General features: G+C 58.4%; 13 protein-coding genes. 3 read left to right on the forward strand and 10 right to left on the reverse strand.

Annotated elements, in window-relative coordinates; genetic code table 11:
• Nucleotides 1–49: 49 nt before the first annotated feature.
• Nucleotides 50–1,129: a pyoverdine biosynthesis transaminase PtaA gene (gene ptaA, locus FEM54_RS09040; RefSeq protein ID WP_138450511.1), complete on the reverse strand. Its 1,080-nt coding sequence runs from the start codon at nucleotides 1,127–1,129 to the stop codon at nucleotides 50–52.
• Nucleotides 1,130–1,225: 96 nt separating this feature from the next.
• Nucleotides 1,226–2,581 carry a serine hydroxymethyltransferase gene (locus FEM54_RS09045; protein WP_138450513.1) on the reverse strand — a complete coding sequence of 452 codons (1,356 nt, stop codon included), beginning with the start codon at nucleotides 2,579–2,581 and terminating at the stop codon, nucleotides 1,226–1,228.
• A gap of 274 nt (nucleotides 2,582–2,855) precedes the next feature.
• On the opposite strand from FEM54_RS09045, the gene FEM54_RS09050 reads away from it, so the two are divergent.
• Together FEM54_RS09050 and FEM54_RS09055 are read left to right on the forward strand one after the other, a co-directional pair.
• Nucleotides 2,856–3,461 (forward strand): helix-turn-helix transcriptional regulator, encoded by a 606-nt coding sequence (locus FEM54_RS09050; protein ID WP_138450515.1) that lies wholly within the window; start codon nucleotides 2,856–2,858, stop codon nucleotides 3,459–3,461.
• The gene (locus FEM54_RS09055) at nucleotides 3,448–4,326 is read left to right on the forward strand and encodes a queuosine precursor transporter (protein WP_138450517.1); all 879 of its coding nucleotides are present in this window, start codon (nucleotides 3,448–3,450) and stop codon (nucleotides 4,324–4,326) included. Before FEM54_RS09050 ends, FEM54_RS09055 begins: the two co-directional genes overlap by 14 nt.
• Before the next feature lie 128 nt (nucleotides 4,327–4,454).
• Here the strand turns inward: FEM54_RS09055 and queC are convergent, their stop codons facing one another.
• The 8 genes from queC to hmpA all read right to left on the reverse strand — a co-directional run bounded on the left by queC (nucleotide 4,455) and on the right by hmpA (nucleotide 12,769).
• Complete coding sequence (queC, locus tag FEM54_RS09060) at nucleotides 4,455–5,153, reverse strand: 7-cyano-7-deazaguanine synthase QueC (RefSeq protein WP_017135068.1); 699 nt, start codon at nucleotides 5,151–5,153, stop codon at nucleotides 4,455–4,457.
• A gap of 103 nt (nucleotides 5,154–5,256) precedes the next feature.
• Complete coding sequence (gene cyoE, locus FEM54_RS09065; RefSeq protein WP_017135069.1) at nucleotides 5,257–6,144, reverse strand: heme o synthase; 888 nt, start codon at nucleotides 6,142–6,144, stop codon at nucleotides 5,257–5,259.
• A gap of 11 nt (nucleotides 6,145–6,155) precedes the next feature.
• Nucleotides 6,156–6,497, reverse strand: coding sequence for a cytochrome o ubiquinol oxidase subunit IV (cyoD, locus tag FEM54_RS09070; protein ID WP_010206434.1), 342 nt, complete (start codon nucleotides 6,495–6,497; stop codon nucleotides 6,156–6,158).
• Nucleotides 6,497–7,123, reverse strand: a complete 627-nt coding sequence (locus FEM54_RS09075) for a cytochrome o ubiquinol oxidase subunit III (RefSeq protein ID WP_010206435.1) — start codon at nucleotides 7,121–7,123, stop codon at nucleotides 6,497–6,499. The genes cyoD and FEM54_RS09075 overlap by 1 nt, the downstream gene beginning before the upstream one ends.
• A 3-nt stretch (nucleotides 7,124–7,126) precedes the next feature.
• Nucleotides 7,127–9,145 (reverse strand): cytochrome o ubiquinol oxidase subunit I, encoded by a 2,019-nt coding sequence (gene cyoB / locus FEM54_RS09080; protein WP_017135070.1) that lies wholly within the window; start codon nucleotides 9,143–9,145, stop codon nucleotides 7,127–7,129.
• A 3-nt stretch (nucleotides 9,146–9,148) separates the two neighbouring features.
• Entirely contained in the window at nucleotides 9,149–10,090 is a 942-nt protein-coding gene (gene cyoA, locus FEM54_RS09085; protein ID WP_026013527.1) for a ubiquinol oxidase subunit II, read from the reverse strand.
• A 793-nt stretch (nucleotides 10,091–10,883) separates the two neighbouring features.
• A complete protein-coding gene (locus FEM54_RS09095) occupies nucleotides 10,884–11,390 on the reverse strand; it encodes a disulfide bond formation protein B (protein ID WP_138450519.1) in 507 nt (168 codons plus the stop codon).
• A gap of 197 nt (nucleotides 11,391–11,587) precedes the next feature.
• A complete protein-coding gene (gene hmpA / locus FEM54_RS09100) occupies nucleotides 11,588–12,769 on the reverse strand; it encodes an NO-inducible flavohemoprotein (protein WP_017135073.1) in 1,182 nt (393 codons plus the stop codon).
• Nucleotides 12,770–12,916: 147 nt separating this feature from the next.
• Between hmpA and norR the strand changes: the two genes are divergently transcribed.
• Nucleotides 12,917–14,461, forward strand: coding sequence for a nitric oxide reductase transcriptional regulator NorR (gene norR / locus FEM54_RS09105; RefSeq protein WP_138450521.1), 1,545 nt, complete (start codon nucleotides 12,917–12,919; stop codon nucleotides 14,459–14,461).
• The last annotated feature ends 53 nt before the right edge of the window (nucleotides 14,462–14,514 follow it).

Genomic DNA, 14,514 nt, shown 5'->3' on the forward strand with positions numbered 1-14,514 from the left:
GGTGATGCTATCGCAGGCAAGCCAGCTCCCACATGGGTTTTGTGTTGCTTTAAAGACTCGCGAACACCTCGCGAAACCGCGCCATCTCCTGTTTGTTGCCCACCGTCACCCGCACCCACTGCGGCCAATCCTTCCACACCCGCCCGACCAATACGCCCTGTGCAGCCAGCTTCTCGATCACCTGTTCTGCAGGTTGTTTCACGTTAATCATGAAGCAATTGCTTTGCGACGCGGTGCAGGTAAAACCCCGCGCCTTGAGCCAGGCCACGGTTTCGTCACGCAGTTGGGCATTGAGCGCCTTGCGTTGCGGCACCAGCTTGAGGTCGTCCAGGCTTGCCCGGGCTCCGAGTAACGTGGACGCCGCCGGCACATTGTCGCCACCAAACACCGCCAGCCGTTCCAGCAACACCGGGTGGCCGATCGCCAGGCCCAGGCGCGCACCGGCCATGCCGTAGATTTTCGAGAAGGTGCGCAGCACCAGTAAGTCGTCGTGATCCTTGACCCAACTCACGCAGCTTGGGGCATCGCAGAAGTCGATGTAGGCCTCGTCCACCACCAGCACGCAGCCTTTGGGTTTGTTCGCAAGCGCCTGACGGATCGCTGCGGTGGGCGTCAGGGTGCCGGTCGGGTTGTTGGGGTTGCACAGGTACAGCATGCCCGCGTGAGGGTCGGCGGCGAGCATGGCCGGCACGTCATGGGCGTGGTTGGCATTAAGGCTCACTTCGTGCACCGGCGCCTGCCAGGCTTCGGCGGCCTGACGCGGTACTTCATAGGACGGCGTGGCCATCACCAGACCACGAGTCTGGCTGGTAAACGCCAGCACCGCGTAGCGCAAGGCGGCCATGGAGCCGGCAAATACAGCGACCTGTTCTTCGACAAGCCCCTGCGATTTGGCGAACTGTTCGGCCAAGCCGTACATGTAACCATAGGGGTACAGCCCGGAGAGGCCGATGCCACGCTGCATCGCCTCGCGGGCGGAGTCCGAGGGACCGTAGGGGCTTTCGTTGTAATTAAGCCGCACCGTGTCCGCCGGAGCCGCTGGCTGGCTGGCGACCGCCCAATCCAGGCGGCCCAGCACCGGCAGGGCCGCGCCAAAGGCGAGAAGAGACCGACGACTTACGCTGAACATGGCGCGACTCCTTGTAGACGGGTGATGGTTTCTCACGGTTCGTACAAAGAAGTATGACGAGAAGGCGCTCAGCTGATTTAGCCACCTGCGCCGTGATCAACCCTCCAGGTAGTCGGCGATCGGGTAATTCATGCACAGGGCCTCTACCGCTGTGCGCACCTGCTCGCGCACCTCAGGCTCAAGCCGATAGTCCTGTTCGCCCAGCGGGGTGACGTTTTCCAACACCCGGCACACCAGCGCAATCACCTGGCGGCAACCCTCGGCGTCGAGTTCGCGTTGCGCCATGCAGCCGGTGCCAATACACAAACCGCTGGTGACCAACTTCGAGCGTGTCTCGCCTGGTACGCGATGCTTGCTCACCACAATGGCGCAAGACTCCAGGGCCGCCTCGGCGATGGCGCCGGTCATGGCGCCCGGCAACCGGATCAGTACCGTATGGTTGTCACTGCGCCCGCCCACCACGTCGTAACCCTGGGCCGCAAACGCACTGGCCACCTCATCGGCAAGCGCACGGCCACGCCCCATACAGGCATCAAACTCTGCTGACTTCGCGTACCCGAAGGCAGCCGCTTTTGCCGCGATCATATTCACCGCCGGCGCCCCTTGCATACGCGGGAACACGGCTTGGTCCAGCACACGGCTGAACGTCGACCGCAGGCCAGGCACCTTGGCCTCGGCGTCGCGGCCGCACAGGATCAACCCACCCCGTGGGCCACCCAATTGCTTGTGCGTGCAGGTGATGGTGACGTGGGCGGCGTTGATCGGGCTCGGGTGGCGCCCCGTCACCACCAACCCGGCGATAGCGGAAATATCCGCCAAGAGGATGGCGCCCGCCTCGTCGGCAATCGCGCGAAACCGCTCAAAATCCACCACCCTTGAGTACGCACCCGCACCGCAAATAATGATGCGTGGGCGATGGGCCAGGGCCAGGCTGCGCACTTGCTCATAATCGATAAGGCCATCGTCGGTGGTGCCGTAGCGGATAGCCTTGTAATAGGCCCCGGTAAACACCGCCGGGCTGCCATGGGTGAGTTCGCCGCCATGGTCGTGGGCCATGCCCAGTAGCGTATCGCCCGGCTCAAGCAGCGCCGAAAGCACTTGGGATATGGCATTGGACGCCGAATGAGGCTGCACGCCGGCGTAATGTGCATCGAACAACTCCCGCGCCCTGCGGATGGCCAGGGATTCCACTAAATCGACATTTTCGCAGCCGGTGCGATAGCGTTTGCCGGGCGTGCCTTCGGCGCTGACGTTGACCAGTGCAGAGGCGCAGGCCACCAGAGTGCGGGGCTTGACCGCGCAGGAAGAAGCCACCATTGAGAGGGTGCGATGCTGGCGAGTGACTTCAGCATCCAGCAGGCTGGCGAGTTCGAAGTCTTCTGCGCGCAGATCCGCCAGGCCACGACGCAGCAGGTCGGCCTGGTCTTTCAGAGGTACGGTATTGAATGCCATCAGTGCGGGTCCCTTCCTGGGCGTTGCGTGCCGGTCCGTCCTGAACCGAGAGGATCAATTAAACAGGAAATTAAACATTTTCCAAATCAAATGTTCATTTTCCAGACTCCAGCCCCATCAAAAGCACGCCCGCAGCGCATCCGGACTTTATTGTTAGGGCCGACGCATGCAACACTCCCGCCGCCGCAAAACCACAAGCGCCCCCGGAACGGGCGCTCCCTGCTGTGGTTGCGCAAACAACGGACGTTAACGACTAAAAGGAAGTGGTGAGCACGTGATACACAGACGCGAAAAAACCGAGCACTTGAAGAGCAACATCAAGTACTTGATCAAAAGCCGCGGCGAGACGCAGCTGTCGCTATCGAATGCCGCCGGCCTGACCAGGACCACCATCTACAACATCCTGGAAGGCAAGGTCGTCAACGTGCAGCAGTCCACTGTCCGCAAGATCTCGGACTTCTTCGGTGTTTCCTACGATGAAATCGAGACCCTTGATTTTGAAGCCAAGGAAATCATCGAGAGCAGTGTTTCCCCACAGGGCAACATGAACCCGGCCGCCGTGCCGGTGCTCAAGGAAAGCCTGGTGATCCAGAACCTGGACAAGCGCATTGGCGAGTTGGCCACCCAGTATCCGCTGACCTACTACTTCGGCTCTTCCTACAACCTGATCGGTGTGCGCCTGGAACGTGGCATTCCCGGTATCAACGAGCCGGGCGATTTGCTCATCGTGCAAAAAGGCACGTCAACGCTGGGCAAAGAAAAGCTGGTGTACGACCGGGCCATCCAAAAGATGTTTATCACCCTTGAAGCCTGCGCTGGCTCAGAGCGCCTGTGTGTAATCGGCGACATCATTGAGGAGCGCTTCAATGACAACGTATGAAGCGGGCATCGAAAACAGCACATACAAGCTGCTGGGCTTTGAGAATGACAAGCGCCTGGCGGTGATCATGGTTATCGCCACCGGCAAGGTCATCAAGATGAAGCTGAGTGAAGTCATCAACAGCGAAATCATGGACAACCTCAATAAAATGGAAGTTAAGAACATGTACAAGAAGTTTTATTCACAGGGAGGGACGCTGACGGCCTACGATATCAACGACCGCAACGAAAATTCCTGGATGATCTACATCATCCTGAACCTGTTGCTGTTCACGTTTTATATCTTCACCAGCATTGCCGCGACCAAGCCTATTTACCTGGAGTCGATGGGCATCATCGTCACGCCAGGCACGTTTCTGTACCCGCTGACGTTTTTGATCGTGGATTTGCTCAACGAGCAATTCGGCCTGCGGCTGGCCAGACGTGCCATTTTGTTTGCGTTCGCCAGTAACGCGATGATCATCATCCTGCTCTACGGCTCGACGTTTCTGCCAGGGCTGCCAGGCTGGAAACTCGATGGCCCTTACAACGATGTGATCATTCAGGTGTCCTCGGTACTGGTCGCGTCCTCGGTGTCGTTCCTGGTGTCGGAGAACATAAACTCCTACTTGCTGTGCAAGATCAAGGAACTGACCAACTCCAAATACCTGTACCTGCGGATTTTCCTCAGTACGTTCTTTGCGGTGATTATCGACAGTTTCCTGTTCTGCTTTATTGCGTTCTATGGCGCGATGCAGACCAGCGACATCTTGAGCATGATCTACGTGCAGATCGCGATCAAAGTCGGCTTTGCGTTTTTTAATATCCTGCCGGCCTATGGCGCGCGTGCGTTGTTCAAACGCTGGATTACCGGTAGCGCTGCCTGATGTAATGCGCTCTAAATGTGGGAGCTGGCTTGCCTGCGATGCAGACAACTCGGTATGTCAGTGACATTCAGTTGATGCTATCGCAGGCAAGCCAGCTCCCACAGTAGACCGAGTACGGTCCCTAATCTCTAGCTCAGTTGCAACTTCTGCTTCAGGCTGCTCATCACACCCGCCTTGTCCTGCAAATACTCATTCAAGCCCCGAGCCCGCAGGTTGCATGCATCGCAATTACCGCAGCCGGTGCCGATGATGCCGTTGTAACAAGTCAGGGTCTGGTGCTGAACCAGGTCCAGTTGCTGGTGGTAATCTGCCAAAGCCCAGGTCTCAGCCTTGTTCAGCCACATCAACGGCGTGTCCAGGCGCAGCTTGTAGTCCATGCCCAGTTCAAGCGCCGTGTTCAGCGCTTTGACAAAGTCATCGCGGCAATCGGGGTAACCCGAGAAGTCGGTCTCGCAGACACCGGTAATCACGCTTTCAGCTTTGACCTGATAGGCGTAGATCGCCGCCAGGGTCAGAAACAGAATATTGCGCCCCGGCACAAAAGTACTCGGCAGGCTTTCGCCCGAGCTGTTCACGGTCGGCACCGGAATGTTGTCGCGGGTCAGGCTGCTGATCGCCAGCTCGTTGAGCAGCGACACGTCCATCACTTTGTGAACGGTAGCGCCCAACTGCTTGGCCAACTTCTGCGCGACTTCAACTTCGGCCACATGGCGCTGGCCATAATCGAAGGTAATGCAGTGCACTTCGTCATACTGCCCCAGCGCCTGGATCAGGCAGGTGGTCGAGTCCTGCCCGCCACTGAATACCATCACGGCTTTTTTAGTCATCACGTTGCTTCCTGCATTTGTAGAATGTGGGAATAGTTTAAAGGCCACTCAATAAAAAGCCCCGCGCTTCTTGCGAAGGCGGGGCTTTTTGTTGCTCGGTGACTCAGTGTGCGTAGGTCAGCAACAGCTCTTTCGGCACTTGGAAATCCAGGGACATCATCACGCTGAGCGCGGTGATGGTGAAGATCGAGAACACGAACAGCTTGCGCGCCCAGACGGTGTCATCCACCGCCTTGTAGCCGGTCCAGGCCATGTACAACCAGTACATGCCCATGGCGGCGGCGACGGCGAGGTAGCTCATGCCGGCATAGCCACTGAAGGTCAACATCAAGGTCGCCACGAGGAAGGCCAGGATGTAGAGCAGGATGTGTTTCTTGGCCACCTGAATGCCACGCTTAACCGGCAGAACCGGAATCGACGCAGCCAGGTAGTCATTGAAGCGGAAGATCGCGATGGCATAGGAGTGCGGCATCTGCCACAGGCTGAACATCACCAGCAGCACCAGCGCAGCCATGTCGAAGCTATTGGTTACAGCCACATAACCAATCACCGGCGGCATCGCCCCCGACAGACTGCCCACCAGCGTGCCGTGAACCGACTTGCGCTTGAGGTACAGACTGTAAAGGCCGACGTAGATAACAAAACCGATCACGGCAAACAGCGCCGCCAACGGGTTGGCCACCTTGTACAACAGGGCTACACCGGCAACACCCAGGACGGTCGCGTAGATCAGTGCCAGTTTCAGGGAGATAAGGCCCTGCACCAGCACACGATTCTTGGTGCGTTCCATCTTCAAGTCGATGTCACGGTCGATGCAGTTGTTGAACACACAACCGGAAGCTACCACCAGGGACGTGCCGATCATCGCAGCCAAGAAAATGGCCAGATCGACATGCCCCTTGGAGGCCAGGAAGAAACCGCCTGCCACAGAAAGCACGTTACCGAAAATGATCCCCGGTTTGGTGATTTGGATAAAGTGCTTAAGCGACATCGGGTCTTACCTCACTTCGCCATCATGAACGTATGGATGCTGAACATGATCCATATCGACAGGCCAACCAGCAGCAGGATCACAAGACCTGCGAACACGAACGCAATCACGTTATCGCGCTGCTCTTTCGAGCGATCCAGGTGCAGGAAGTACACCAGGTGAACCAGAACCTGAATCACCGCGAACGCCAGGACGATCATCAAGGTGATCGACTTCGGCAAGGTTGGGTACATCACCAGGCCGAACGGGATCAGGGTCAGGATGACCGACAGGATGAAACCGATAGCGTAAGACTTTACGCTGCCGTGGCTCGCATCATGGCTGTCATGGTCATGGGAGTGTGCATTAGCCATTACAGAGTCCCCATCAAGTAAACGACGGTGAATACGCAGATCCAGACCACGTCCAGGAAGTGCCAGAACAGGCTCAGGCAGCTCAGGCGAGTCTTGTTGGTGTTGGTCAGGCCGTGCTTATTGACCTGATACATCATCACCGCCATCCACAGCAGGCCGGCAGTTACGTGCAGACCGTGGGTGCCTACCAGCGTGAAGAACGCGGACAGGAAGCCGGAACGGTGCGGGCCGTAGCCTTCGGAGATCAGCAGGTGGAACTCGTTGATCTCCATGCCGATGAAGCCCAGGCCGAACAGGAAGGTCAGTGCCAACCAGCTCAGTACGCCTTTCTTGTTGCCCTTGTAGAAGGCCAACATGGCGAAGCCGTAGGTGATCGAACTGAACAACAGCAAGGCGGTTTCGCCGAGCACGTAAGGCAGTTCGAAGATGTCGTGGCCCGACGGGCCACCCGCTACGTTGTTTACCAGTACCGCGTACACCGCGAAGATCGACGCAAACAAGATGCAGTCGGTCATCAGGTAGAGCCAGAAACCGAATACGGTCATTGGCCCCGAGTCGTGGTGATGGTCATCGTGCCCATGGTCATCGACATGGGCGTGTCCAGCATTGGTCACTAAGTTCGACATGGTTTAAGCCTGTTCCAACGAGGTTTCTACACGGTTGGCCGGGATTTTCTTCTCGGCTACCAGGCGAGCGTGCTGCTCGGCTTCGATGCGTTCGATCGTCTCGACCGGCACCATGTAGCCTTGATCATCACGGGCAGCGTGAATGATGAAGTAACCGATAGTGCCTACCAGGCCCACGATTGCCAGCCACCAGATGTGCCAGATCATCGCGAAACCGAACACGGTCAACAGCGCGCCCATCACCACGCCAGTGGCGGTGTTGTTCGGCATGTGGATCGGCTCGTAGTGCTTAGGACGCTGGTACGCAGTACCGTCTTCCTTGGCTTCGGTGAACGCATCAATGGTGTTCGCAGTAGGAATCACAGCGAAGTTGTAGAACGGCGGTGGCGACGAAGTCGACCATTCCAGGGTGTGGCCATTCCATGGGTCACCGGAGTCGCAAGCGTTCTGCTTACGGTCACGGATGCTCACGTACAGCTGGATCAGCTGGCAGGCAATACCGGCAGCAATCATCAACGCACCGAACATGGCGACGTACAGGTACGGCACCCACTCAGGGTTGGTAGTGGCGTTCAGACGACGGGTCATGCCCATGAAGCCCAGCGCGTAGAGCGGCATGAACGCGACGAAGAAGCCCGAGATCCAGAACCAGAATGCAGCCTTGCCCCAACCTTCGTGCAGCTTGAAGCCGAACGCTTTCGGGAAGTAGAAGCTGAAACCTGCGATGTAGCCGAATACAGCACCACCGATGATCACGTTGTGGAAGTGCGCGATCACGAACAGGCTGTTGTGCAGTACGAAGTCAGCACCCGGAATGGCCAGCAGTACCCCGGTCATGCCGCCGATGGCGAAGGTCACCATGAAGCCCAGGGTCCACAGAACCTGGCTGGTGATACGCAGACGGCCGTGGTAGATGGTGAATAGCCAGTTGAATAGCTTCACCCCCGTCGGGATCGAAATCAACATCGTCGCCAGGCCGAAGAAGGCGTTGACGCTGGCCCCCGAACCCATGGTGAAGAAGTGGTGCAGCCACACCATGAAGCCCAGTACAGAGATTGCACCCGATGCATAAACCATCGAGTGGTGACCGAACAGGCGCTTGCCGGTAAAGGTCGAGATCACTTCAGAGAAGATACCGAACGCTGGCAGGATCAGGATGTACACCTCAGGGTGACCCCATGCCCAGAACAGGTTCACGTACATCATTGGATTGCCACCAAGTTCATTGGTGAAAATGTGGAAGTCCAGGTAACGGTCAAGCGACAGCAGCGCCATGGTAGCGGCCAGGATCGGGAACGAAGCCACGATCAGGACGTTGGCCCAGGTGCAGGTCCAGGTGAAGATCGGCATGTCCATCAGTTTCATGCCAGGGGCGCGCATTTTCAGGACGGTGGCCAGGAAGTTGACCCCCGTTAGCGTCGTCCCGAGTCCTGATAACTGTAGCGCCCAGATGTAGTAGTCCACACCCACGCCCGGACTGTACTGAATACCTGACAACGGCGGATACGCAACCCAGCCGGTCTTGGCGAATTCGCCGACGCCCAGGGACAGGTTGATCAGCACCACGCCGGAAACCAGCAGCCAGAAGCTCAGGGAGTTCAGGAACGGGTAGGCAACGTCACGCGCACCGATCTGCAGCGGCAAGGCCAGGTTCATCAAACCGGTGAAGAATGGCATCGCCATGAAGATGATCATGATCACACCGTGAGCGGTGAAGATCTGGTCATAGTGTTCAGGCGGCAGGTAGCCAGGCGAACCCTCAGTGGCCATGGCCAACTGGGTACGCATCATGATGGCGTCGGCAAAACCACGCAGCAGCATGACCATGGCAACGATGACGTACATGACACCGATTTTCTTGTGGTCGACAGACGTCAGCCACTCGGTCCACAGGTAGGTCCACTTCTTGAAATACGTGATTGCAGCAAACAGTGCCAGACCACCCAGCGCGATCATGGCGATGGTCACCATCACGATCGGCTCGTGGAACGGGACCGCATCCCAACTTAATTTACCAAACATCGTTTACTCCTCTGCCCCAGCAGTTGAATGCGAGCCCGTGTCAGAACCTTCAACCACGGCCACTTCTTTCTTCTCGTGCTTGACCGGCTTGCCTGGCTTCATACCTTCGTACTTGTCGACGATTTTCTGAAACAGGTCCGGCTCAAACGCGGAGTACAGAGCGACTGGGTTGTTCTGGCTTGGTTTGGTCAGGGCGTCGTATTCAGCTTGATCAAGCTGTTTAGGTGCGGCCTTGACTGCGGCTACCCAGGCGTTGAAGTCTTCCTGGCTCGTCGAGATCGCTTTGAATTTCATGCCGGTGAAGCCAGCGCCGCTGTAGTTCGCGGAGATGCCTTCCATTTCAGCTTTTTCGTTGGCGATCAGGTGCAGGCGAGTCTGCATGCCCGCCATCGCGTAGATCTGGCCGCCCAGTGCAGGGATGAAGAACGAGTTCATCACGGCATCGGAGGTGATCCGGAAATTAAGCGGAGTGTTCTCCGGGAACTGGATCTCGTTGACCGTGGCGATACCCAGGTCCGGGTAGATGAACAGCCACTTCCAGTCCAGCGCGACCACTTCGATATTGATCGGCTTGACGTTGGATTCCAGCGGACGGTACGGGTCCAGCTCGTGGGTCGACTTATAGGTGATGTAACCCAGGGCGATGATGATGAGGACCGGCACCAGCCACACGGCGATTTCGATCTTGGTGGAGTGCGACCACTTAGGCGCGTAGGTAGCGCTGGTGTTCGACGCGCGGTATTTCCAGGCGAAGGCGAAGGTCATGATGATCACAGGGACCACGACCAGCAGCATCAGCAGGGTAGCGGTGATGATCAGGTTTCGTTGATCCAGACCGATCTGTCCTTTTGGGTCCATCAAGGTCCACTTGCAGCCTCCCAGCATTAACAGCATGCCAATCAGCGGCAAAAAGCCTAGTAATCGGGGGTACCTGTTTTTACTCATCTCACGACCTCTAAAGCAGCTTGCGCAATGCAGTTGGGTTTTGATCGCCAACACTTCACCCTGCCAAGGGTTGGCATTTCTCTTCGATTGAATAAGAGCCTGCCCGTCACGCCATAACTGTACGTTTCACGGACCTGCGGTGAGTTCTTATTCGATTTCGTGGTTAAAGGCCTTGTTACAGACCAATTCCATTTGGTGCGGATAGTTGAAAGGCTGCCGGAACCTTGGGGTCGCACAGAGCCGTCCATCTGCCCCTCGACCGCTCCAGTGCTCAAATATTGAACAGCACCGGACATTCAGTGCGGGCGATTGTAGTTAGCTAGCGATGTATAAACCATGTCTTATAAAGAAATAATTTTTATCGATTACAGCAACAATCCTTCACTAATCCTGCAAAGGTTCGCGATCTTATCGTGTTCGATTCCCAACAAAAACCACAAAAATTGCCGTGTTATTGGGCACAACGCCACTTCCCTTACACCTTGTAAGGGCTTGCAAAACGGATCCAAGCCCCCATAAAACAAGGCATTCGGACATCACCCAATGGCTCGCACGGCGTGACATTCGCGGCATCGCCCAAACGATGAACTGACAGCACAATTTAGCCATCGGGTGCAAATTCAGGCGGCGGTTTGATGGGTCAGAAACGTCCTGCGGCAACGTCCGTGTGACAACATGTCGCACGCTGCGCGCACCTATTGTTGCCCCTCGTCACGGCCCTTTCACAAATCCCTACAACCAAAAACGCCCCGGACTTCCTTCAAGGAAGACCGGGGCGTTTTGGCGAGCAGACTCAGGCCTGGCGTTGGCGATTGCGATAGATGCCCAGCGGCACCAGAATCACCGTCAGCACGAACGCCACCAGCGCCCATTGCGCCAGGGACAAGCCAAGGATGGGCGGGTACGGCGTGCTGCAGAAGCCGTCGACCTGGAAGCCCAATGGAAACACCTTGGCCAGTGGCAGTTCATCGACAATCGGCTGCAGCACATCGACGCCGCAACTGACCTCCGGGAAGAACTGGGTGTAGACGTGGTGGCCTGCAACTGCGACGCCGCCCACGGCACTGAGGACTACCAGCCCTTCAAACACAGTGACCGCACCTTTGCTGCGCATGGCGGCGCCGATAAAGGCAAAGATCGCAATCAACAGCAATGCGTAGCGCTGCAGGATACACAGCGGGCACGGCGCCTCGCCCAACACCACTTGCATATACAGCGCACCGCCAATCAGCGCCAGGCAGATGATGCCCAGCAACACCAGAAAGCGCCGCTCCCTGCCTAAACGCAATTCGTCACTCATCCCCGTTTTCCCTTTGTCGTTGTGCCAATGCCGGCAAGTTTACACACAGAGCATGGTTAAAACAGAGAGGGGTTAACTGCGGATTAATCGGGATAAATGTTGTGGCTGAGCGGACGCCATCGCGGGCAAGCCCGGCTCCCACAGGGAATCGCATTCCAATGTGAGAGCCGGGCTTGTTGTGGAGAGGGTAGATGTACTTATTCCAGCGCCGCCGCCGGGCCGAAGAACTCGTAGCGCGCCTGCTGCTCCGGCACACCCAACGCCTTCAGATGGCGTTTGATCGCCGCCATAAAGCCTTTAGGCCCCAGGAAGTACGCATCCAGGTCACGTTCCTCGGGTAACCACGCCGCCAATTGCTCCTGGCTCAACAGCCCCACCTTGTCCGCCGCAGGGCTCACGCCGTCGTCCTCGGCATAGCAGTAAAAGCGTTTGAGCTGCGGGTGCCTGGCCGCCAGGGCATCGACCCAATCACGGAACGCATGCACGCCGCCGTTGCGGGCGCAGTGGATAAAGTGCACCGGGCGCTCGGTTGCCAGGGCCGCTTCAAGCATGGGCAATGTGGGGGTGATGCCTACCCCGCCGCTGATCAGCACCAGCGGTTTATCGCTGGCCGCCAGCGTGAACTCACCCGATGGCGGGAACAGGTCGATGGTTGCACCGACATGCATCTGGTCATGCAGGTAGTTGGACACCCGCCCACCGGCCTCGCGTTTGACGCTGATGCGGTACAGGCCCGCATCGCTCAGGGCCGACAGGGAATAGTTGCGGCGCACTTCTTCGCCGTCCAGCACCAGCTTCATGCCGATGTACTGGCCCGGCGCGGCTTGCAGGATCGGGCCGTTGTCCACAGGCGCAAAGTAGAACGAGATGATCTCGTCGCTCTCCTCCACACGCTTGACCAACAGGAATGGCCGCGCACCGCGCCAGCCGCCCGGCGCCTGGGCTTTTTCATCGTAGATGGCCGCTTCGGCGCCAATCAGGATGTCGGCCAACTGGCCGTAGGCCGCGCCCCAGGCATTCATCACCTCAGGCGTGGCGATCTCGCTGCCGAGCACTTCAGAGATGGCGCGCAGCAGGCAGGCGCCCACAATCGGGTAGTGTTCCGGCAGGATCTGCAAGGCCACATGTTTGTTAATGATCTTGGCCACCAGGTCACCCAGTTGGTCCAGCTGATCGATGTGTCGCGCATACATCAGCACGCCATTGGCCAGCGCACGGGGCTGGTCACCGCTGGCCTGGTGGGCCTGGTTGAACAGCGGGCGAACTTCTGGGTATTCGCTGAGCATCATGCGGTAAAAATGCGTGATCAGCGCTTCGCCGCCGCTCTCCAGCAGGGGCACAGTGGATTTGACGATGGCACGGTCTTGGGCACTAAGCATGGCAGACTCCTGGGTCTCTTTACTGATTACTTTTACCTACTCAGCATTCGTGCCAACTAATTAATCGTTATAATTCAATATGTTAAATATAATGTAGTCAGTATGACTCCCTACACCTTATAGTCACAAGGACTACAAGGAGTCATTATGACTGCACAATCGCTGCTCACCACCCTGCTGCCCCTGGTCGCCGACCTGTCCCGCGAACTGCCCGAGGGCGAGCGCTATCGACGCCTGTTGCAAGCCATGCGCGCACTGTTGCCGTGCGATGCCGCCGCGTTGTTACGCCTGGACGGTGAGTGGCTGGTGCCGCTGGCAGTGGATGGTTTGAGCGCCGATACCCTTGGCCGTCGCTTCAAGATCAGCGAACACCCGCGCTTTGAAGTGTTGCTGAGCAGCGCTGGCCCTACCCGTTTTGACAGCGACAGCGAACTGCCCGACCCCTACGACGGCTTGGTCGACGGCCTGCACGGGCACCTGGAAGTGCACGACTGCATGGGTTGCCCGCTGTTTATCGACGACCAGCCCTGGGGCCTGCTGACCCTCGACGCGCTGGACACCGAGCGTTTCGAACGCGTTGAGCTGGATGCTTTGCAAGCCTTTGCCAGCCTGGCGGCGGCCACGGTCAATGTCGCCGAACGCATTGAGCGCCTGGCATTACGCGCCGAAGACGAACATCAGCGCGCCGAGATCTACCGCCAGGCCAGCGGCCAACAGCACAAGGAAATGATCGGCCAGAGCAAGGCGCACAAGCGTCTGGTCGAGGAGATCAAGCTGGTGGGCGGCAGCGACCTGACCGTGCTGATTACCGGCGAAACCGGGGTCGGCAAGGAGCTGGTCGCCCAAGCCATCCACGCCGCGTCCCCGCGTGCGGACAAGCCGATGATCAGCCTCAACTGCGCCGCGCTCCCGGAAACCCTGGTGGAAAGCGAACTGTTCGGCCACGTGCGCGGCGCCTTTACCGGCGCGTTGAATGAACGCCGTGGCAAGTTCGAGCTGGCCAATGGCGGCACCCTATTCCTGGATGAAGTGGGCGAGTTGTCGCTGACCGTGCAGGCCAAATTACTGCGCGTGCTGCAAAGCGGCCAGTTGCAGCGCTTGGGTTCGGACAAGGAACACCAGGTGGATGTACGCCTGATTGCCGCCACCAACCGCGACCTCGCCGAAGAAGTGCGCAATGGCCGCTACCGCGCCGACTTCTACCACCGCCTGAGCGTGTACCCGCTGCAAGTGCCGGCGCTGCGCGAGCGCGGGCGGGACGTGTTGCTGCTGGCGGGGTACTTCCTGGAGCAGAACCGTTCGCGCATGGGCCTGGGCAGCCTGCGCCTGACCAGCGACGCCCAGGCCGCGCTGCTGGCCTATAACTGGCCAGGCAATGTGCGGGAGCTGGAACATTTGATCGGGCGCAGCGCGCTCAAAGCCCTGGGTAACTGCCGCGAGCGGCCGAAGATTCTGAGCCTGAGCGCCCAGGACCTGGACCTGCCGGACGTCAGCGCGCCGGCTATCGAAGCACCGCTGCAAGCGCCGCTGGCCGCGACCGGCGACCTGCGCCAGGCCACCGAGCACTACCAGCGCCAAATCATCAGCGCTTGCCTGGAACGCCACCAGCACAACTGGGCCAGCGCCGCCCGCGAACTCGGCCTGGACCGCGCCAACCTCGGCCGCATGGCCAAGCGCCTGGGCCTCAAATAGCCCAGGCAACTCGGGCAACTGTGGGAGCTGGCTTGCCTGCGATGGCGGTGGGT

It is taken from the genome of Pseudomonas edaphica, from assembly GCF_005863185.1.
Classification (GTDB): Bacteria; Pseudomonadota; Gammaproteobacteria; order Pseudomonadales; family Pseudomonadaceae; genus Aquipseudomonas; species Aquipseudomonas edaphica.